This is a genomic window from Cellulosimicrobium cellulans, assembly GCF_001722485.1.
Taxonomy (GTDB): Bacteria; Actinomycetota; Actinomycetes; order Actinomycetales; family Cellulomonadaceae; genus Cellulosimicrobium; species Cellulosimicrobium cellulans_A.
Genome location: NZ_LWGL01000008.1, coordinates 13,874 through 33,972, shown reverse-complemented (window position 1 = coordinate 33,972; position 20,099 = coordinate 13,874). Strand labels below are relative to the sequence as shown.

General features: G+C 73.7%; 18 protein-coding genes. 6 read left to right on the top strand and 12 right to left on the bottom strand.

Translation table 11 applies throughout. The annotated features are described in order from the left end of the window. Positions 1–77: 77 nt before the first annotated feature. From JZ5iCDA_RS02125 to JZ5iCDA_RS02105, 5 genes are all read right to left on the bottom strand, one after another. Positions 78–1,181, bottom strand: a complete 1,104-nt coding sequence (locus JZ5iCDA_RS02125; RefSeq protein ID WP_069385609.1) for a YihY/virulence factor BrkB family protein — start codon at positions 1,179–1,181, stop codon at positions 78–80. A gap of 9 nt (positions 1,182–1,190) precedes the next feature. Continuing rightward, complete coding sequence (locus tag JZ5iCDA_RS02120) at positions 1,191–1,808, bottom strand: 2'-5' RNA ligase family protein (protein WP_083259557.1); 618 nt, start codon at positions 1,806–1,808, stop codon at positions 1,191–1,193. Then, positions 1,805–2,902 (bottom strand): tryptophan--tRNA ligase, encoded by a 1,098-nt coding sequence (gene trpS, locus JZ5iCDA_RS02115; protein WP_083259556.1) that lies wholly within the window; start codon positions 2,900–2,902, stop codon positions 1,805–1,807. The genes JZ5iCDA_RS02120 and trpS overlap by 4 nt, the downstream gene beginning before the upstream one ends. 86 nt (positions 2,903–2,988) lie before the next feature. Beyond that, positions 2,989–3,339 (bottom strand): twin-arginine translocase TatA/TatE family subunit, encoded by a 351-nt coding sequence (locus JZ5iCDA_RS02110; protein ID WP_069385608.1) that lies wholly within the window; start codon positions 3,337–3,339, stop codon positions 2,989–2,991. Positions 3,340–3,348: 9 nt separating this feature from the next. After that, positions 3,349–4,464 (bottom strand): S1C family serine protease, encoded by a 1,116-nt coding sequence (locus JZ5iCDA_RS02105; protein ID WP_083259555.1) that lies wholly within the window; start codon positions 4,462–4,464, stop codon positions 3,349–3,351. A gap of 154 nt (positions 4,465–4,618) precedes the next feature. Between JZ5iCDA_RS02105 and JZ5iCDA_RS02100 the strand changes: the two genes are divergently transcribed. Next, a complete protein-coding gene (locus tag JZ5iCDA_RS02100; RefSeq protein ID WP_069385607.1) occupies positions 4,619–7,333 on the top strand; it encodes a DEAD/DEAH box helicase in 2,715 nt (904 codons plus the stop codon). Positions 7,334–7,430: 97 nt separating this feature from the next. After that, complete coding sequence (ybaK, locus tag JZ5iCDA_RS02095) at positions 7,431–7,931, top strand: Cys-tRNA(Pro) deacylase (protein WP_069385628.1); 501 nt, start codon at positions 7,431–7,433, stop codon at positions 7,929–7,931. 3 nt (positions 7,932–7,934) lie between these two features. Here the strand turns inward: ybaK and JZ5iCDA_RS02090 are convergent, their stop codons facing one another. Continuing rightward, positions 7,935–8,333 (bottom strand): YccF domain-containing protein, encoded by a 399-nt coding sequence (locus tag JZ5iCDA_RS02090; RefSeq protein WP_069385606.1) that lies wholly within the window; start codon positions 8,331–8,333, stop codon positions 7,935–7,937. Between the two features lie 103 nt (positions 8,334–8,436). Here JZ5iCDA_RS02090 and JZ5iCDA_RS02085 point away from each other — a divergent pair, with 103 nt between their 5' ends. The 3 genes from JZ5iCDA_RS02085 to JZ5iCDA_RS02075 all read left to right on the top strand — a co-directional run bounded on the left by JZ5iCDA_RS02085 (position 8,437) and on the right by JZ5iCDA_RS02075 (position 12,130). Beyond that, positions 8,437–9,174: a YggS family pyridoxal phosphate-dependent enzyme gene (locus tag JZ5iCDA_RS02085; protein WP_069385605.1), complete on the top strand. Its 738-nt coding sequence runs from the start codon at positions 8,437–8,439 to the stop codon at positions 9,172–9,174. Positions 9,175–9,299: 125 nt separating this feature from the next. Continuing rightward, on the top strand, positions 9,300–11,075 hold the full coding sequence (locus JZ5iCDA_RS02080) for a glycoside hydrolase family 15 protein (protein WP_069385604.1): 1,776 nt from the start codon (positions 9,300–9,302) through the stop codon (positions 11,073–11,075). Next, positions 11,072–12,130, top strand: coding sequence for a glucose 1-dehydrogenase (locus tag JZ5iCDA_RS02075; protein ID WP_069385603.1), 1,059 nt, complete (start codon positions 11,072–11,074; stop codon positions 12,128–12,130). Before JZ5iCDA_RS02080 ends, JZ5iCDA_RS02075 begins: the two co-directional genes overlap by 4 nt. A 10-nt stretch (positions 12,131–12,140) precedes the next feature. On the opposite strand, the gene JZ5iCDA_RS02070 is transcribed toward JZ5iCDA_RS02075, so the two are convergent. Together JZ5iCDA_RS02070 and cimA are read right to left on the bottom strand one after the other, a co-directional pair. After that, on the bottom strand, positions 12,141–13,190 hold the full coding sequence (locus tag JZ5iCDA_RS02070) for a lipoate--protein ligase family protein (protein ID WP_069385602.1): 1,050 nt from the start codon (positions 13,188–13,190) through the stop codon (positions 12,141–12,143). Positions 13,191–13,231: 41 nt separating this feature from the next. Next, a complete protein-coding gene (gene cimA, locus JZ5iCDA_RS02065; protein WP_069385601.1) occupies positions 13,232–14,881 on the bottom strand; it encodes a citramalate synthase in 1,650 nt (549 codons plus the stop codon). Positions 14,882–15,149: 268 nt separating this feature from the next. On the opposite strand from cimA, the gene JZ5iCDA_RS02060 reads away from it, so the two are divergent. Then, a complete protein-coding gene (locus tag JZ5iCDA_RS02060; protein ID WP_069385627.1) occupies positions 15,150–15,743 on the top strand; it encodes a hypothetical protein in 594 nt (197 codons plus the stop codon). A gap of 13 nt (positions 15,744–15,756) precedes the next feature. Here JZ5iCDA_RS02060 and JZ5iCDA_RS02055 read toward each other — a convergent pair whose 3' ends face one another. The 4 genes from JZ5iCDA_RS02055 to ilvC form a co-directional block, all read right to left on the bottom strand. Further along, on the bottom strand, positions 15,757–16,893 hold the full coding sequence (locus JZ5iCDA_RS02055) for a branched-chain amino acid aminotransferase (RefSeq protein WP_069385626.1): 1,137 nt from the start codon (positions 16,891–16,893) through the stop codon (positions 15,757–15,759). A 197-nt stretch (positions 16,894–17,090) separates the two neighbouring features. Then, on the bottom strand, positions 17,091–18,134 hold the full coding sequence (locus JZ5iCDA_RS02050) for a 3-isopropylmalate dehydrogenase (protein ID WP_069385600.1): 1,044 nt from the start codon (positions 18,132–18,134) through the stop codon (positions 17,091–17,093). A 70-nt stretch (positions 18,135–18,204) separates the two neighbouring features. Then, on the bottom strand, positions 18,205–18,768 hold the full coding sequence (locus tag JZ5iCDA_RS02045; protein ID WP_253181913.1) for an ASCH domain-containing protein: 564 nt from the start codon (positions 18,766–18,768) through the stop codon (positions 18,205–18,207). Between the two features lie 269 nt (positions 18,769–19,037). After that, entirely contained in the window at positions 19,038–20,063 is a 1,026-nt protein-coding gene (ilvC, locus tag JZ5iCDA_RS02040; RefSeq protein ID WP_069385599.1) for a ketol-acid reductoisomerase, read from the bottom strand. Positions 20,064–20,099 lie beyond the last annotated feature (36 nt).

Below are 20,099 nucleotides of genomic sequence, written 5' to 3'. Positions count from 1 at the left end.
CGGCGCCCCGTCCCGGTCCACCGGGGCGGGGCGCCGCTGTCGTGCGGGCGGCTGCCGGGGTCGGACGTCCGCTGCGGTCAGGTGCCCGTGAGGCGTCCGCGCCGGACGCCGCGGACGACGGCGCTCCAGGGCCGGCCACGCCCCTGACCGGCGCGCACGCGCTCCTCGGTCGTCCAGCGGGCCCGTGCCGCGTCACGGTCGACGTCGCCGCCCGGGCCGCTCCCCCCGCCGTCGCGCCCCGCGTCGTCCTCCTCGCCCGGTGCGGGGAGCTCCGGCGGGTCCGCCATCCAGGCGCAGACCATGAGGAGCACGCGCGCGACGACGTTGACGAGGACGAGGAGCGTGACGAGCACGGTGAACGACGCGAGGAGCGCGTTCCGCGACGCGGAGCCGACGACGATGCTCGTCCCGAGGTAGCGCAGGGCGCCGAAGGCGGCTGCGGCGACGAGCGAGCCGAGGACGAGGTCGCGCCGAGCCGGCCGGACACCGCCCACGAGGACGACGACGAGCGCGACCACGACGGCGTCGACGAGGAGCCCGACCGCGATGCCGAGCCCGCGCACGACGACGGTGAGCACCACCGAGCCGCCGAGGAGGTCGGCGAGCCACGTGCCGACCCCGGAGACGACGACGCTCGCCGCGGCGCTCACGAGGATGCCCACGCCGAGCAGCACGAACCCGCCCAGCTCGCGCGCCTTCGCCAGGACGGGGTTCTGCGCGGTGGGCGGCACGTCGAACATCGCCTGCACCGAGCTGCGCAGCGCGGCCATGAACGCCACCGCGCTGAAAATGAGCACGCCCAGGGCCACGACGCTCGTCACCGTGACGGGGTTGTCGAGCACGAGCTGGTCGGGCGTGAGCACGGCGGAGCCGCCCGTGCCGACGAGGCCGGGCAGCCACGTGTCGATCTGCTCGAGGACCGCGTCCCGCAGGTCCGTGCGGGACCCCAGCACCGCCATGAAGACGGTCCACCCGATGGCGAGCGCCGCGAAGAGCGAGAACAGTGCCGCGTACGCCATGCCGCCGCACAGGATCGGCCCGTGCTGGGCGTTGTACCAGGCGAAGGACCGTCCGGGGCGCGACGACGTCCACCACGCCATGACTCGCTTGGCGCGGTCGACGAGGGACGGGCGTCCGTGCGCAGGGCTCCCGCCGTCCGCGGAGGTGTCGGCGCTGGTCACGCCACGACCCTACGGGCGGCTCCCTCGCGCCACACCTCCGGCGACTCCTCCGGCGACACCGCCGACGGCGCCGTCGGGCCGGCCCTCCACGCCCCCGAGGAGGTAGGGCCGGCGCGGGCGCCACACGCCGTCGTCGCCATGCTCGTAGAGGTGGAACCCCTGCACGTCGAACCGCGCCTCGTAGGTCGCCATGTCGTCGAAGGCGCGGTCGAGGTCCTCGTCGGCGACCTCGTGCGCGACGGTGACGTGAGGGTGGTAGTTGAAGCGCAGCTCCTGCTCGAGGGGGCCGCTGCGCACCGCCTGCTCGAGGTGCTCGCACTCGGCGATGCCCTCGACGACCTGGACGAAGACCACGGGAGACACCGGACGGAACGTCGCGCTGCCGCGCAGGTGCAGGCGGAACGGCGCCGCCGCGGCGGCGACGCGCTCGAGGTGGGCGCGGGCCTCCTCGAGCACGTCCACGTCGAGGACCGTGGGCCCGAGCAGCGTGACGTGCGGCGGGATCGCGGACGCCAACGGGTCGCCGAAGCGCGCCCGCGCGGACTGCAGCTCAGTCGCGAACGGCTCGGGGACCGCGATCGCGACACCGACCCGCACCTGTCCGGGCCCGCGCTCCGGGAGGTTCACGCGGTGGTCCCCCCGAGCGGCAGCAGGCCGACGCGGTCGTAGATCCGGGAGAGCGTGCCCGCGGCGATCTCGCGCGCCTTCTCGGCACCGCGCGCGAGCACGGCGTCCAGCTCGGCCGGGTCCGCGAGGTAGGCGTTCGCACGTGCCTGGAACGGCGTGAGGAAGTCGACCACGACGTCGGCGAGGTCGACCTTGAGCCGGCCGTAGCCCTGCCCGTCGTACTCGGCGGCGATCGCGTCGACGTCGCGCCCCGTGAGCGCCGAGAAGATCGTCAAGAGGTTCGAGACCCCCGGCTTCGCCACGGGGTCGTAGCGGACCTCCGTCTCCGAGTCCGTGGCCGCGGAGCGGATGCGCTTCGCGGCGACCTTCGGGTCCTCGAGCAGCCAGACGACGCCCTTGCCGCCCGAGGACGACTTGCTCATCTTGGCCGTGGGCTCCTGCAGGTCGTAGATCTTCGCGACCGAGCGCACGATGTGCGGCTCCGGCACGACGGCCGTGCCGTCCCCGAAGCGGGCGTTGAGCCTCTCCGCGAGGTTGCGCGCGAGCTCGAGGTGCTGGCGCTGGTCCTCGCCGACGGGGACGAGGGCGGCGTCGTACAGCAGGATGTCGGCGGCCATGAGCACGGGGTACGTGAACAGCCCCACCGTCGTGCCCTCGGTGCCCTGCTTCGCCGACTTGTCCTTGAACTGCGTCATGCGCCCGGCCTCGCCGAAGCCGGTCTGGCACGACAGGACCCAGGACAGCTCCGCGTGCTGCGGCACGTGCGACTGGACGAACAGCGCGGACCGCTCCGGGTCGACGCCGCCCGCAAGGTACTGCGCCGCGGTGCGCCGCGTGCGCTCGCGCAGGCGCGACGGGTCCGGGTTCACGGTGAGCGCGTGCAGGTCCACGACGCAGTACAGCGCGTCGTAGGAGTCCTGGAGGGCCACCCACTGGGACAGCGCACCGATGTAGTTCCCGAGCTGCAGCGAGTCCTCGGTGGGCTGCATCCCCGAGAGGATGCGGGGCGCGGTGCCGCCCGTCGTGCCGGTCCCGGACCGCTCCGCGGCCGCCGTCCCCGGCGCCGCCTCGACCTCTGTCGCCTCGATGGACATTGCCCCATTCTGACAGGTCGCCCGCCGCCCGCCGAATCGCGCCGGCACCCTCCCGGCCGGCGGTGCGGTCGGTGAGCCCGCTCGCGTCAGGTCGCCTCGTCGTCGAACGGCGCGGGGCCACCGTTCGTGCGTGCGACCGGGGCGGGCGGGGGCGGGGGCGTCGGGCGGGACGGGCGGGGGTCGTCGTCCTCGAGGAGCGCCTCGCGGACGATACGCCGCGGGTCGTACTGGCGGGGGTCGAGCTTGGACCAGTCCACGTCCCCGACCTCGGCGCCGATCTCCGCGTCGACGCGCGCCTTGGCGTCGCGCAGGTAGCCGCGCGCGCTCCGGACGAAGCCGCCGAGCTGCTCGGCGTAGTGGGGCAGGCGCTCGGGGCCGATGATCAGCACGGCCACGACGAGGAGCACGACGAACTCGGCCCCGTTGATCCCGAACACGCCGTCAGACTACTCGCTCGTCGCCTCGTCGAGGACGACGCGCACGTCGCGCTCCTGCTCGCCCGTGCGGACCCGCAGCACGACCGTGTCCCCGGGGGCCTTGGCACGGATCGCGACGATGAGCTCGTCCGACTCCGTGACCGGGCGGCCGTCGATCGACAGGATGACGTCTCCGGGCCGGATGCCCGCGGCGTCCGCGGGACCGTCGGGCGTGACGGCCGGCTGCCCCTGCTGGTCCTCCGTGGAGACCTGCACGCCCTCGCCCTGGTAGCGCTGGTCGAGGAGCACGCCGATCACGGGGTAGGTCGCGACGCCGTCGGCGATGAGCTGCTCCGCGGTGCGGCGCGCCTGGTTCGACGGGATGGAGAACCCGAGCCCGATGCTCCCGGTCGCCGCCATCGCGCCCGGGGGCTGGGCGATCGCCGAGTTGATGCCGACGACCTCGCCGCGACCGTTGACGAGCGGGCCGCCGGAGTTGCCCGGGTTGATCGCCGCGTCGGTCTGGATCGCGTTGATGAAGGCCGTCTCGGCCGCCTCCCCCGCCTGCACGGGGCGGTTGAGCGCGCTGACGATGCCCGTCGTGACCGTCCCGTTGAGGCCGAGTGGCGCCCCGACGGCGACGACCGGGTCGCCGACGACGACGGCGTCCGAGTCCCCGAGCGCGAGCGGCGTCAGACCGGTGTCCGGGACCTTGACGACGGCGAGGTCGTAGTCCACCGTGCGGCCCACGAGCTCCGCCGGGCTCTCGTGGCCGTCGGCGAAGAGCACGACGACCTCGCCGCCCTCCGCGGCCGCCGCCACGACGTGGTTGTTCGTGAGGATGTAGCCGTCCTCGCGCAGCACGAAGCCCGAGCCCGTGGCGACGCCGTCCGTGCCGCGCACCTGCAGCGACACGACGCTCGGCAGGACGGTCGACGCGATGTCCGCGACGGACCCGGCGGGCCGGTCCAGCTCGCCGTCCTCGACGCTCGCGGCCGGGAGGCCGACGGCGCTGCCCTGCGCCGGGTCGAGGACCCGGTCCGCCGTGACCCCGCCCGCGGCGCCCGCGGCGAGCGCGAGCGCGACGACGCCGGCGGCCGGCCGGGCTCGTCGCCCGCCGCGGGGGCGGGTGGGACTGGGGTTCATGGGGTCCTCATGGTCGGGGGGAAGGGCCGGTCGCCATGACAGCGGTGACGGGGCCGGGACGTCCGCACCTTGCCAGGGCCGGGTTACGCGCAGGTGAGCGCGCCGTGGACAGCCGCCGTCCGGCGCCGCGGGACCGACCTGAGAGACTCGTCCCGTGACGACGACGACCGGCCGCGCCCCCACGCTCCTCGCGCACGTCCCAGCCCCCACGGGCGCGGCGCCCGACCCGGACGCGCTGTACGAGGGGTTCACCACGTGGGCCACCGAGCAGGGCCTCGAGCTCTACCCGCACCAGAGCGAGGCGCTCATCGAGCTCGTCTCCGGCTCCCACGTCATCCTCGCCACCCCGACCGGGTCGGGGAAGTCGCTCGTCGCGATGGGCGCCCAGTTCGCGGCGCTCGCGGCGCACCGGTCGGGCCGCGGCGGCCGCACCTACTACACCGCCCCGCTCAAGGCGCTCGTCAGCGAGAAGTTCTTCGCGCTCGTCGCGGCCTTCGGGTCGAAGAACGTCGGCATGACCACGGGCGACTCCGCCGTCAACCCGGACGCGCCCATCATCTGCTGCACCGCGGAGATCCTCGCGAACCTCGCGCTGCGCCGCGGCGCGGGCGAGCCCGACGACGAGGACGCGATCTCCCAGGTCGTCATGGACGAGTTCCACTTCTACGCCGACCCGCAGCGCGGCTGGGCCTGGCAGGTGCCGCTGCTCGAGCTGCCCCGTACGCAGTTCCTGCTCATGTCGGCCACGCTCGGCGACACGAGCCGGTTCGTCACCGAGCTCGAGGAGCGCTCGGGCCGCCCCGTCGCCGAGGTGACCACCGCGGAGCGACCGGTCCCGCTGCACTTCAGCTACGTCGTCGAGCCGCTCACCGAGGTGCTCGAGGAGCTCGTCTCGACGCGACGCGCGCCCGTGTACGTCGTGCACTTCACGCAGAAGGACGCCGTCGAGCGCGCGCAGTCGCTGCTGTCGACGAATGTCGCGTCCAAGGCCGAGAAGGAGGCCATCGCGGCCGAGCTCGGCGACTTCCGCTTCGGCACGGGCTTCGGCAAGACGCTGAGCAAGTTCCTGCGCCACGGCGTCGGCGTGCACCACGCGGGGATGCTGCCCAAGTACCGGCGCGTCGTCGAGCGCCTCACCCAGGCGGGCCTGCTCAAGGTCGTGTGCGGCACCGACACGCTCGGCGTCGGCATCAACGTGCCCATCCGCACGGTGCTGCTCACGAGCCTCGTGAAGTTCGACGGCGAGCGCATGCGCCACCTCACCGCGCGCGAGTTCCACCAGATCGCCGGCCGGGCCGGGCGCGCGGGGTACGACACCGTGGGCGAGGTTCTCGTCATGGCGCCCGACCACGTGATCGAGAACCGCAAGATGCTCGCCAAGGCCGGCGACGACCCGAAGAAGCTCAAGAAGATCGTGCGCAAGAAGGCGCCGCAGGGCTCGGTCAACTGGACCGACGCGACGTTCGAGCGCCTGCGCGACGCCGAGCCGGAGCCCCTGACGAGCCACTTCCGCGTGACGCACGCGATGGTGCTCAACGTGCTCGCCCGCACGCGGTGGACGGCCGGCTCCGACGACGCCCGTCACGACCCGGTCGAGGCGATGCGCCACCTCCTGCTCGCGAACCACGACACGGACACCCAGCGCCGCGAGCACGTGCGCCAGGCGTTCCGCATCTACCGGTCGCTGCGGGTGGCGGGCATCGTCGAGCGCGTCCGCGTGCCCGACGCCTCCCGCCCCGCCGGCTACCGCCCGAGCGTGCGGCTCACGGTCGACGTCCCGCGCGACTTCGCGCTCAACCAGCCGCTGTCGCCGTTCGCCCTCGCGGCCCTCGACCTGCTCGACGTCGAGAGCCCGACGCACGCGCTCGACGTCGTGTCCGTCATCGAGGCGACGCTCGACGACCCGCGCCAGGTGCTCTACGCGCAGCAGAACGCGGCGAAGGGCGAGGCCGTCGCGGCGATGAAGGCCGAGGGGTACGAGTACGAGGAGCGCATGGCGCTGCTCGAGGAGATCACCTGGCCCAAGCCGCTCGAGGACCTCCTCGCGCCGGCGTTCGCGATGTACAAGCGGTCGAACCCGTGGGTCGCCGACGCCGAGCTCTCCCCCAAGTCGGTCGTGCGCGACATGGTCGAGCGCGCCATGACGTTCGCCGAGTTCGTCTCCGTGTACGGCCTCGAGCGCACCGAGGGCGTCGTGCTGCGCTACCTCGCCGACGCCTACCGCGCGCTGCGCCAGGTGGTGCCCGAGGAGCACCGCACCGAGGAGGTGCACGAGGTCGTCGAGTGGCTCGGGGAGCTCGTGCGCGGGACCGACTCGTCGCTGCTCGACGAGTGGGAGCGTCTGTCGCGCCCCGTGGACGACGACGCCGACGACCTCGTCGGTGACGGCCCGCTCGCCGGCACCGGCGAGGAGGCGCCCGCGCGTCCCGTCACGGGCAACCCGCGCGCGTTCCGCCGCCTCGTGCGCAACGCCATGTTCCGCCGCGTCGAGCTCGCCGCGCGCGAGGACTACCGCGCCCTCGCGGCGCTCGACGGCGCGAGCGGCTGGGACGCCGACGCGTGGGGCGACGCGCTCGACCCCCTGTTCGAGGCGCAGGGCGACGACGCCGTCGGCATCGGGCCGGGCGCGCGGGCCGCGTCCCTGTTCCGGGTCGTCGAGGCCGGCGGCGAGGTACCGCCGGGGCACGAGGGCCGGACGTCGGCGCACGCCCCCGGCGGCGTCGTGCCCGCGGGGACGTGGCTGGTCCGGCAGGTGCTCGACGACCCGGCGGGCGACCACGACTGGGCGATCACCGCGAGCGTCGACCTCGCCGCGAGCGACGAGGCGGGCGCGCCCGTCGTCACGGTGCTGGCGGTCGGGCCCCTGTAGACCGTCGCGCCCGGCCGCCGACCACGGGTTCGGCCACCGTTCCGACGCGGTTCCGGTGGACGACCCCGTGCTCGACCGGATCGGGCACAATCGGCCCGTGGCCAAGAAGTCGTCGTCCGCCCACGCCGGGACGCCCGCCGTCGCGCTCCTCGAGCGCGACGGCGCGGCGCACACCCTCCACCCCTACGAGCACGACCCCACGAGCGGGCTGAGCTACGGCCTGGAGGCCGCGGCCGCGATCGGCGCCGCCCCGGAGCAGGTGTTCAAGACCCTGCTCGCGGTGGTCGACGGCGGCCCGCTCGTCGTCGGCATCGTGCCCGTCGACCGCCAGCTCGACCTCAAGGCGCTCGCCCGCGCCGTCGGCGGCAAGAAGGCCACCATGGCCGAGCCGGCCGTCGCCGAGCGCGCGACCGGGTACGTCGTCGGCGGCATCTCCCCGCTCGGGCAGAAGCAGCGCCACCGCACGGTCCTCGACGAGAGCGCGCTCGCGTTCGACGTCGTCTACGTCTCGGGCGGGCGGCGCGGGCTCGACGTCGGTCTCGCCCCCGCCGACCTGCTGCGCCTCACGGACGGCGCGACCGCCCCCGTCGCGCGATAGAGGTCAGTGCCGGTACGTCTGGTACGGCGCGTCGCTCGGGACGATCTCCTTGCCGAGCGGCAGGAGCGAGACCGGGATGAGCTTGAGGTTCGCGATGCCGAGCGGGATGCCGATGATCGACACGAACAGCGGGATCGCCGTGAGGACATGCCCGATCGCGAGCCAGATGCCCGCTACGAGCACCCAGATGACGTTGCCGATCGTCGACCAGGCGCCCGCGGTCGGCTTGTCCACGACCGTGCGGCCGAACGGCCACAGGGCGTAGCCCGCGATGCGGAACGACGCGATGCCGAACGGGATCGTCACGATCAGCACGCAACAGATGATGCCGGCCGCCACGTAGCCGAGCGCGAGCCACAGGCCGGCGAGCACCAGCCAGATGATGTTCAGCAGGGTCTTCACCCGCCCATCGTCGCGCACCGCGCGCCGTCGCGGCTCCGGGACCACCCTGATCCCGTCCCGGACCCTCGGCGACCGGTCCGCCGTCCGCACCTAGACTGACCGGGTGCCCGACCCGTCCGCCGACCTCGTCACGCTCGTCTCCGACAACGTCCGCGCCGTCCGGGCCCGGGTCGACGCCGCGGCGCGGTCCGCGGGGCGCGACCCGTCCGACGTCCGCCTTCTCGTGGCGACGAAGACGCAGCCGGCCGAGGCCGTCCGCGCCGTGGTGGCCGCGGGCGTCGACCTCGTCGGGGAGAACCGCGTGCAGGAGCTCGTCGCGAAGGCGCCCGACGTCGCGGACCTCGTCGCGGCCGGCCTGCTGCGCGTGCACATGATCGGCCGACTGCAGCGCAACAAGGTCAACCAGGTGCTCGCGACGGCGTCCGGCGTCGAGTCCGTCGACTCGCTCGAGCTGGCCCGCGCGATCTCCGACCGGTGCGTGCGCGACACGCGCACGCTCGACGTCATGCTCCAGGTCAACGTGTCCGGCGAGCCGACCAAGGCGGGCGTCGCCCCGGACGACGCCGCGGGCCTCGCGCTCGAGGTGGCCACGCTCCCGGGTCTGCGGCTCACGGGCTTCATGACCATCGGTGCCCTCTCGCCGGACGAGGCCCGGGTCCGCGCGGGGTTCGCGCGCCTGCGCGAGGTGCGCGACGCCGTCGTGCGCTCGGGCGACCCGCGCACGCGCGACGCGCACGAGCTGTCCATGGGCATGAGCGGCGACCTGGAGCTCGCCGTCGCCGAGGGCGCGACGACCGTGCGCGTCGGGACCGCGGTGTTCGGTCCGCGCACCGCCGCCTGACCGTCCCGCCCGACCCGTGTCCGGGCACACAGGCGCGCCGACCGGACGTCGACGTGCGCCCGCCTCCCGCGGCACGAATACTCGGGACGGACGCCCGGACGACGACGGAGGAGGCCCACGCGCGCATGGCGGGACGGATCGAGGACTACGGGATCGTCGGCGACCTCGAGACCGCGGCGCTCGTCGGGCGGGACGGCTCCGTCGACTGGACGTGCCTGCCGCGCTTCGACTCCCCCGCGTGCTTCGCCGCGCTGCTGGGCGAGCCGGAGCACGGCCGCTGGAGGATCGCGCCGGCTTCGGGCGGCCCCTGCACCTCGCGGCGGTACGTCGGCGACACGCTCGTCCTCGAGTCCACCTGGAGCACCCCCGAGGGCGAGCTCACCGTCACGGACTTCATGCCGCCGCGGGACCGGGTGCCGGATCTCGTCCGCGTCGTCGAGGCGCGCGGCGGCCGCGTGCCGGTCGAGATGGACCTGCGCGTGCGGTTCGACTACGGCGGCGTCCGGCCGTGGACGACGACGGAGCCGCACGTGACCGCGGTCGCCGGCCCCGACGCGGTCGTGCTGCGCACTCCCGTCCCGGTGACCGCCGAGGACGGCACGTTCCGCGCCCGCTTCGACGCCGTCCCGGGGACCCCGGTGCCGTTCGTCCTCCAGCACCACCCGTCCCACGACCCGCTGCCCGAACCCGTCGACGCGCAGGAGGCGCTCGCGAGGACGCTCGAGTTCTGGGAGACGTGGAGCGGGCGGTCCACCTACGCGGGCACGTGGGGCGACGCCGTCACGCGCTCCCTCGTCACGCTCAAGGGGCTGACGTACGAGCCGACGGGCGGGATCCTCGCCGCCGCGACGACCTCCCTGCCGGAGGAGATCGGCGGCGTGCGGAACTGGGACTACCGGTTCTCCTGGCTGCGCGACGCGACGTTCACGCTCCAGGCGCTCGTCGCGACCGGCTACCTGCGCGAGGCACGGCGCTGGCGCGACTGGCTGCTGCGCGCCGCAGCCGGCGACCCGTCCGACCTGCAGATCATGTACGCGCTCGACGGCTGGCGACGCCTGCCCGAGCAGACGATCGACTGGTTGCCCGGGTACGAGGGGTCCGCGCCGGTCCGCATCGGCAACGGCGCCTACGACCAGCACCAGCTCGACGTGTGGGGCGAGGTGCTCGACTCGTCGCACCTCGGACGCCAGGCCGGGATCGCCCCGACCGAGGACGGGTGGGAGCTCCAGCGCGCCCTCCTCGACTACCTCGAGGGGCACTGGACCGACCTCGACAACGGGCTGTGGGAGATCCGCGGCGAGCCGCGCGCGTTCGTCCACTCGCGCGTCCTCGCGTGGGCCGGCGTCGACCGCGCGGTCCGTGCCGTGACCGACCACGGCCTCGACGGCCCGGTCGACCGGTGGCGCGAGCTGCGCGACACCATCCACGCCGACGTCCTCGCCCACGGGTACGACGCCGACCGCAACACGTTCACGCAGTTCTACGGGTCGCGCGGGGTCGACGCCGCGCTCCTGCTCGTCCCGCGCGTCGGCTTCCTCCCGTGGTCCGACCCGCGCGTCGTCGGGACCGTGGAGAGCGTGCAACGCGAGCTGGGCGTCGACGGTCTGCTGCTGCGGTACGACACGTCGGCCGACGGCCGCGTCGACGGGCTGCCCGGCGACGAGGGCGCGTTCCTCATCTGCACGTTCTGGCTCGTCGAGGCGCTCGCGGGCATCGGGCGGCGCGACGAGGCGGTGGCCCTCTTCGAGCGCCTGCTGTCCCTGCGCAACGACCTCGGCCTCCTCGCCGAGGAGTACGACACGCGCGCCGGCCGCCAGCTCGGCAACGTGCCGCAGGCGTTCAGCCACGTGGGGCTCGTGAACGCTGCCCTCACCCTCGACACGGACAGGAGCGGACGATGAGAGCGCTGACGCTGGTCCAGGGCGACGCCGGGTCGCTCGCGGTGCAGGACCTGCCCGAGCCCGAGCCCGGACCGGACGAGCTCCTCGTCGAGGGCCTCGTCATGGGCGTGTGCGGCACCGACCGCGAGATCGTCGCCGGCGAGCACGGCCGGGCACCGGACGGCGAGGACCGCCTCGTGCTCGGGCACGAGTCGCTGGGCCGCGTGCTCGAGGCGCCCGAGGGCAGCGACTTCTCCGCCGGCGACCTCGTCGTCGGCGTCGTGCGCCGCCCCGACCCGGCCCCGTGCGGCGCCTGCGCCCGCGGGCAGTTCGACATGTGCCGCAACGGCCTCTACACCGAGCGCGGCATCGTCGGTCGCCACGGCTACGGCAGCGAGCGCTGGACCGTCGAGCGGGACTACGCCGTCCGCGTCGACCCCGCCCTCGGCGACCTCGGCGTGCTCGTCGAGCCGACGAGCGTCGTCGTCAAGGCCTGGGCGCAGATCGACGCCGTCGGGAGCAGGGCGTGGTTCGAGCCGGAGCGCGTGCTCGTCACGGGCGCCGGACCGATCGGCCTGCTCGCCGCGATGATCGGCGTCCAGCGCGGCCTCGACGTGCACGTGCTCGACCTCGTCGAGGACGGGCCCAAGCCCGACCTCGTGCGCCGGCTCGGCGCGACCTACCACGCACGCCCGTCCGGCGAGGTCATGGACGAGCTCGTGCCCGACGTGGTGGTCGAGGCCACGGGCGCACGCCAGGTCGTCATCGACGCCATGTCCCGCACCTCGCACTACGGCGTCACGTGCCTCACGGGCGTCTCCGCGGCCGGGCGCGGCGTCCAGGTCGACGCCGGGGCGCTCAACCGCGACCTCGTGCTCGAGAACGACGTGGTCGTCGGCTCGGTGAACGCCAACGTCGACCACTACCGCGGTGCCACCGAGGCGCTCGCGGCCGCGGACCGGGATTGGCTGAGCGGCCTCGTCACGCGCCGCGTCGGCCTCGACGACGTGCACGACGCGCTGCAGGCCCGTCCCGACGACGTCAAGGTCGTGGTCGAGCTCGGCACCGGCGCGTAGCCGCGCCCGGTCAGGGGACGCGCGCGGTCCACTCCGGGCTCGAGAACTTCGTGCGGGCGAGCTCCTCGGCCCGCTCCCGCTCCTCCGGCGTGACCTTGCCCTCGACGGTGCGGTAGCGCGAGCGGAAGTGCGCCTTGAACGCCTCGATGACGTCCTCGCGCGCCATGCCCGTCTGCGACCGCACCGGGTCGACGCGCTTGTTCGCGCTCGTCGTGCCCTTGTCGGACAGCTTCTCGCGGCCGATGCGCAGCACTTCGGTCATCTTCGCCGCGTCGATGTCGTACGCCATCGTCACGTGGTGGAGCACCGCTCCCCCGCGCAGGCGCTTCTGCGCGGCGCCGGCGATCTTGCCCGCAGGCGACGCGATGTCGTTGAGCGGCTTGTACGTGGCCTCGACCCCGACGTCGGCGAGCGCGCCGAGCACCCAGTCGTCGAGGAACGCGTACGACCGCTCGAAGCTCAGCCCTTCGACGAGCGAGCCCGGCACGTACAGCGAGTACGTGATCGTGTTGCCCGGCTCGACGAACATCGCACCGCCGCCGGAGATGCGGCGCACGACCGTCACGCCGTGCCGCTCGGCGCCCTCGGCGTCGACCTCGTTGCGCAGCGACTGGAACGACCCGATAATCACGGCCGGCGCGCCCCACTCCCAGATGCGCAGCGTCGGGCGGCGGTGCCCGGCGTCGAGCTCCTCGGTGAGCACCTGGTCCAGCGCGAGGTGCATCGCCGGCGACTCCGGCCCCTCGTGCACGATCTCGAACTCGTGGTCGTCCCAGCCCGTCGCCCGGCCGAGCGCGCGTCGCACGGCGATCGCGACGGCGTCGGGCGAGAACCCGATCATCGACACGCCGTCGTCGAGCGACCGGCGGACGGCGTCGGCCAGCTGGGCGACCGTCGCCGTCTCGGGCATGCCCGTCAGGGCGCGGTCGATGTCCTCGAGCGCGTCGTCGGGCTCGAGGAAGAAGTCGCCGCTCAGCGCGACGCGGGCGAGCCGCCCGGCCTCCACCTCGACGTCGACCGCCACGAGCTTGCCACCGGGGACCTTGTACTCACCGCGCACCCGCCCAGCCTAAGCCCGACGCCGCACGGTGCCGACCCCGCTCAGCGCGGCTCGACCCCCGCGTGCACGAGCCCGAAGATCGCGGAGTCCGTCAATGCCTCCCACGCCGCCTCGATGAGGTTCGGCCCGACGCCGACGGTCGACCACGACGACGCACCGTCCGTGGTCTCGATGAGCACGCGAGTGATCGCGTCGGTGCCCTGCTCGGTGTCGAGGATGCGGACCTTGAAGTCGATGAGCTCGTACGCCTCGATCTCCGGGTACACGCGCGTGAGCGCGAGGCGCAACGCCTGGTCGAGGGCGTTGACCGGTCCGTTGCCCTCGCCGGTCGTGACGATGCGCTCGCCGCCCGCGTGGAGCTTGACGGTCGCCTCGGCCTTGGCCTCGGTCCCCCGGCCACCCGCGCGCTCGACGATGGTCCGCCAGCTCTCGACGCGGAAGTATCCCGGCCGCTCCCCCGCGATCTCCTCGCGCAGCAGCAGCTCGAACGACGCGTCGGCCGCCTCGTACGTGTAGCCGCGCGCCTCGTCGTCCTTCACGCGGTTCGTCACGCGCGTGAGCAGCTCGCCCTGGCCTGCGAGGTCGAACCCCAGCTCGCGGCCCTTGAGCTCGATGGACGCGCGGCCGGCCATGTCGGAGATCAGCATGCGGATGTCGTTGCCGACCGTCGTCGGGTCGATGTGCTGGTACAGGTCCGGGTCGACCTTGATGGCGCTCGCGTGCAGGCCGGCCTTGTGCGCGAACGCGCTGGCGCCGACGTAGGGCTGGCGGGCGTACGGCGAGATGTTCGTGATCTCGCTGACCGCGTGCGCGATGCGCGTCGCGTCCTCCAGCCCTTCCCCGGCGAGCGTGCGCAGGCCGTGCTTGAGCTCGAGGTTGGCGACGACCGTGAGGAGGTCGACGTTGCCGGTGCGCTCGCCGTACCCGTTGACCGTGCCCTGCACGTGCGCCGCGCCTGCCTCGACGGCGGCGAGCGTGTTGGCGACGGCGCAGCCGGAGTCGTTGTGCGCGTGCATGCCGAGCAGCGGGTCGCCCGGCAGCGCGTCTTTCCCGTGCGGGAGGCCGATCGCGTCGCGCAGCTCGGTGACGGTCTCCGCGACCCACGTGGGCAGCATGCCGCCGTTGGTGTCGCACAGCGCGACGACCTCGGCACCGGCCTCGAACGCGGCCGTCACCGCGGCGCGCGTGAACGCGGCGTCGTACCGGTAGCCGTCGAAGAAGTGCTCCGCGTCGACGACGACGCGGCGGCCCTCCGCGACGAGGAACGACACCGTGTCGGTGATCATCGCGAGACCCTCGTCGGGCGTCGTGCGCAGCGCGCGCTCGACGTGGCGGACGTCGGACTTGGCGACGAGCGTGACGACGGGCGCCTCGGAGTCGAGCAGGGCGCGCACCTGGGGGTCGTCGAACGCGCGCACGCCGGCCTTGCGCGTCGCCCCGAACGCGGCGAGGACCGCGTGGCGCAGCGTCAGCTCCTTCGCGGCGCGGCGGAAGAACTCGGTGTCCTTCGGGACCGCACCCGGCCACCCGCCCTCGACGAACCCGACGCCCAGCTCGTCGAGCAGCGGCGCGATCGCGAGCTTGTCGGCGACGGAGAGGTTCATGCCCTCCTGCTGCGCGCCGTCGCGCAGGGTCGTGTCGTAGACGTGGAAGACCCGCGGAGTCGTCACGGGGGTCGTCTGCGAGGTCATGGTGCCTCTTCCTGCCGATCGCTGGGGTGGAGCCGCGCGCCGGGCTCGGGTGGTGCCCGGCAACAAAAAGACCCCCCGGGGTGCGGGAGGTCTGCGCGTCCGACGAGTGCTTCCGGACGCGCTACTCGATAATGAGCGGTGAGACGTGTGTCACAGAGCACATGGTGCCACAGGTCCCGGCACGCCGGTCGCGGCGTCCACCCAGTGGGCAGCCGTCCGGCCGGCGCGCCGCACGCACGCAGCGACCGGACCGACCGAGGGAGTGACCATGAGCGACCCCACCGGCTACGACCCGCAGCGCGACACCAGGCCGTACGGACAGCCGCCCGCGCAGCCCGCCGGCGGCGCCTACGGACCTCCGCCGTCCGTCCCGCCGTCCGCGGACACGCGCGGCGACTTCCCCGCGCCGCAGCGCGAGGCCAGCGCGTCCGACCCGCGGCTCACGGTCGAGGCGGGACGGTTCTGGGCGGGCGCCGCCGCGACCGCCCTCGTCGCCGCCCTCATCGGGCTCATCGCCGTGCTCGTGTTCGAGCGGATCTTCCAGGTCGCCCTCGTGCCCCCGCCGGACCTCTTCGCGACCGGGTCGCAGCAGGCGGCCTACGCGATCGACGGCGCCATCCTCGCCCTGCTGGCCGCCGGGCTGCTGCACCTGCTCATCCTCAGCACCCCGCGCCCGCGGGCGTTCTTCGGCTGGATCATGGCGCTCGTCATCGTCGTGATCGCGGTGCTGCCGTTCGCCTGGACGAGCGACCTGACCGCGGCGGCGCTGTCCGGCGTCGTGAACCTGCTCATCGGCGTCGCGGTCTGGTCGCTGCTCGCCGGGGTGGCGGGGCGCACGATCGTGCGGCGCCCCGCCGTCTGACCGGCGCGCGGGCTCAGGCGAGGCGGCGCAGCCAGCCGTGCCGGTCCGCGGACCGGCCGGTCTGGATGTCCGTGAGCTCCGTGCGGACGGCCATGGTGAGCTGCCCGGCGCCGCCGTCGGCGATGGTCACGTCGAAGTCCGAGCCCGCGAGCCGGCCGATCGGCGTGATGACGGCGGCCGTGCCGCACGCGAAGACCTCGGTCACCGAGCCGTCGCGGATGCCGTCCAGGAGCTCGTCGAGCGGGATACGGCGCTCGACGACCTCGTGCCCGCGGTCGGTGAGCAGCTGGATGATCGACGACCGCGTGACGCCTTCGAGGATCGAGCCGGTGAGCTCGGGCGTCTCGACGGAGCCGTCGGCGCGCACGACGAACACGTTCATGCCGCCGAGCTCCTCGAGGTGCGTGCGCGTCGCCGAGTCGAGGAAGCACACCTGCTCGCACCCGTGCTGCTGCGCCACCATCTGGGGCAGGAGGCTCGAGGCGTAGTTGCCGCCGCACTTGGCCGCGCCCGTGCCGCCCGCGCCGGCGCGGCTGTACTCGCGGTCGACCCAGATCGACACCGGCTTCACGCCGCCGGAGAAGTACGGGCCGACGGGCGAGGCGATGACGAGGTACTCCGCCTCGAGCGACGGCCGCACGCCGAGGAACGCCTCCGACGCGTACATGAAGGGGCGCAGGTACAGGCTCGCCTCCTCCCCCGAGGGCACCCAGTCGACGTCCGTGCGCACGAGCGCCGTGATCGAGGCGACGAAGTCGGCGACGGGGAGCGCCGGCAGGGCGAGGCGGTGCGCGGAGCGCGCGAAGCGCTCGGCGTTCGCCTCGGGACGGAAGGTCCACACGGACCCGTCGGCGTGCCGGTACGCCTTCATGCCCTCGAAGATCTCCTGCGCGTAGTGCAGGACGGCGGTCGCCGGGTCGAGCTGGAGCGGGCCGTACTTCTCGATACGACGGTCGGTCCACCCGTCGGTCGAGTTCCAGCTGATCCGCGCCATGTGGTCCGTGAAGACGGTGCCGAACTTCGGCGCCGCGATCGCGGCCTCGCGCTCCTCCACGGGACGCGGCGTGTCCGAGCGGCGGACGTCGAACAGGGCGATGAGGTCCTCCGTCGAGGAGGACGGCTCGTGCTGCGCTGCAAGCGGGGTGCTCATCTTGAGGCCTTTCACCTGGTGACCCGGGTGGTCTCCGCCTAGTTTTCCACGTCCGGCAGGCCCGGGGAGGGCAGCACGGCGCGGCACGGCGTCACCGGGTCGAAACGAAGGGGTTCCGGTCCGGGGGACGACGACCGAGGCGAGGACCGTCCCGCCCGGCACGAGGCGCGGGCGGCGGTCACGGGTGACCGGCGCGGTCAGCCGGCGACGCGAGCGGCGAGCTCGCGGCCCACCTCGGCCGTCGAGCGTACTCGGCTTTCCCGCTCGACGAGGTCGGCAGCGACGGCGGCCTCGACGCGGCGTGCCTCGTCGGCCAGGCCCAGGTGGTCGAGCAGCAGGGCGACGGACAGCACGGTCGCCGTCGGGTCGGCCTTGCCCTGGCCCGCGATGTCGGGCGCCGAGCCGTGGACCGGCTCGAACATCGACGGCGCGGTGCGGTCCGGGTTGATGTTCGCCGACGCGGCCAGGCCGATGCCGCCGGTGATCGCGGCCGCCTGGTCCGTGAGGATGTCGCCGAACAGGTTGTCCGTGACGATGACGTCGAAGCGCGACGGGTTCGTCGTGAGGAAGATCGTCGCGGCGTCCACGTGCAGGTAGTCCGTCGTGACGTCGGGGAACTCCGCGTTCACGGCCTCGACGGTGCGGCGCCACAGGTGGCCGGCGTGCACGAGGACGTTGTGCTTGTGCACGAGCGTGAGGTGCTTGCGCGGGCGCGCCTGGGCACGGGCGAACGCGTCGCGCACGACGCGCTCGACGCCGAACGCGGTGTTGACCGACACCTCGGTCGCGATCTCGTGCGGCGTGCCGGTGCGCAGCGCGCCGCCGTTGCCGACGTACGGGCCCTCGGTGCCCTCGCGCACGACGACGAAGTCGATCTCGCCCGGGTTCGCGAGCGGGGACGTGACGCCCGGGTACAGCTTGCCGGGGCGCAGGTTCACGTAGTGGTCGAGCGCGAAGCGGAGCTTGAGCAGCAGGCCGCGCTCGAGGACGCCCGAGGGGACGCTCGGGTCGCCGATCGCGCCCAGCAGGATCGCGTCGTGCCCGCGGATCGCCTCGAGGTCCGCGTCCGTCAGGGTCTCCCCCGTCGCGTGCCAGCGGCGCGCGCCCAGGTCGAACGGCGTCGTCGTGACCTTGACGTCCGAGCCCGCCACGACGGCCTCGAGCACGGCCAGGCCCTGCTCGACGACCTCGGTCCCGATGCCGTCCCCGGCGACGACCGCCAGGTCGATGGTGCGCGTCATGCCGCCGACCCTACGCCCGCCAACCACGTGCCGGGACGGCGGTCTCACCTCTCGGACGAGATGCCCCCGGTCAGCGCGGGTAGCGCAGCTCGAACCGCTCGCACACGACGGGCATGTCGTCGCCGATCTCGCGGTCGAGCACGCGGGCGAAGTACCCGCGGTGTCCCTCGCGCCACTCGTCCCCGGTCGTGTCGCCCTCGCCCTCCGCCAGCGCGAACTCCGCGCCGACGTCGCCGAACGGGACGATCTCGACCGAGGTGGTGCGGATCAGCGCCCGCGGGTTCCCCGCGCCGTCGAGCACGATCGACAGCTCGCCCTTCTCGGGCACCGGCGTCTCGTCGTCGTACTCCCACAGCGACGACGACGTCGCCGTCTTGGCGCCCGACAGCACGGCGGCGAGCAACGTGTCCGCCAGCCGCGGGTTGTCGCCGAAGGACCACGCCGGCGGGGGCAGGCTTTCGCGAGCCCCGGCGCCGATCACCACGCCGACCCGCCCGATCCCGGCGCTCGGGCGCGCGGCCTCCCAGAACGCGAGGATCGCCCGCGCCTGCTCGTCCGTGCCGCCGACCGACGCGGGCGCCGCCGCGCCCTCGTCCTCACGCCCCGCCATCGCGTCCCCCTGTGCTGCCGTCATGCAGGCATCCTCCCCCACCGGCGGGCGAGTTGCCCGGTCCCGGCACGTTCGTCCGCCGTGTGTCGCCCCGCCCGTGGCGCGATCGCCCGACGCCGGGGAACGGCGGCCGGTCCCGCGCCCAGGGGCGAGACGCACGAGGGGTGGGTGACGCGTGCTGCGCGGTCGTGGTCGGGCCTGGCGGGAGCGCCGAGGCACGAGGCGCGGATGGTAGACCGCGCAGCACGCGTCACCCACCCCGTCGAGGTGAGCACGGACGGTTCAGCGATGGCTCAGCGAGCGGCGCTGCCCTCGGTGTAGTCCTCGTCCTGCTGCTTCCACGCGAACAGCGACCGCAGGTCCTTGCCGACCTTCTCGATCGGGTGCTGGGCGGCCTGCTCGCGCAGCTTCTGGAACTCGGGCGCGCCGGCGTCCTGGTCGTCGATGAAGCGCTTGGCGAAGGCACCGGACTGGATGTCCGCGAGGACGGCCTTCATGTTGTCCTTGACGCGCGGGTCGATGACGCGCGGGCCGGAGACGTAGTCGCCGTACTCGGCCGTGTCGGAGACGGACCAGCGCTGCTTGGCGATGCCGCCCTCCCACATGAGGTCGACGATGAGCTTGAGCTCGTGGAGCACCTCGAAGTAGGCGATCTCCGGCTGGTAGCCGGCCTCGGTGAGGGTCTCGAAGCCGTACTGGACGAGCTGCGACACACCGCCGCACAGGACGGCCTGCTCGCCGAAGAGGTCGGTCTCGGTCTCCTCGGTGAACGTCGTCTTGATGACGCCCGCGCGCGTGCCGCCGATCGCCTTCGCGTAGGACAGGGCGACGTCCCAGGCCTGGCCGGACGCGTCCTTCTCGACCGCGATGATGTCGGGGATGCCGCGGCCCGCGACGAACTCGCGGCGCACGGTGTGGCCCGGGGCCTTGGGCGCCACGAGGATGACGTCGACGCCCTCGGGGGCCTCGATGTAGCCGAAGCGGATGTTGAAGCCGTGCGCGAAGGCGAGCGTCTTGCCCTCGGCGAGGTGCGGCTTGATGTCGTCGTCGTAGATCGTCCGCTGGTGCTGGTCCGGGGCGAGGATCATGATGAGGTCCGCCCAGGCCGCCGCGTCGGCGACGGACTTGACCTCGAAGCCCTCGTCCTGCGCCTTGGCGGCGGACTTCGAGCCCTCGCGCAGGGCGACGACGACCTCGACGCCGGAGTCGCGCAGGTTCAGCGCGTGCGCGTGCCCCTGGCTCCCGTAGCCGACGACCGCGACCTTCTTGCTCTGGATGATGGACAGGTCGGCGTCGTCGTCGTAGAACAGCTCAGCCACGGTGGGTCTCCTCGGTTGGTCGTGTGCGGTGCGTGG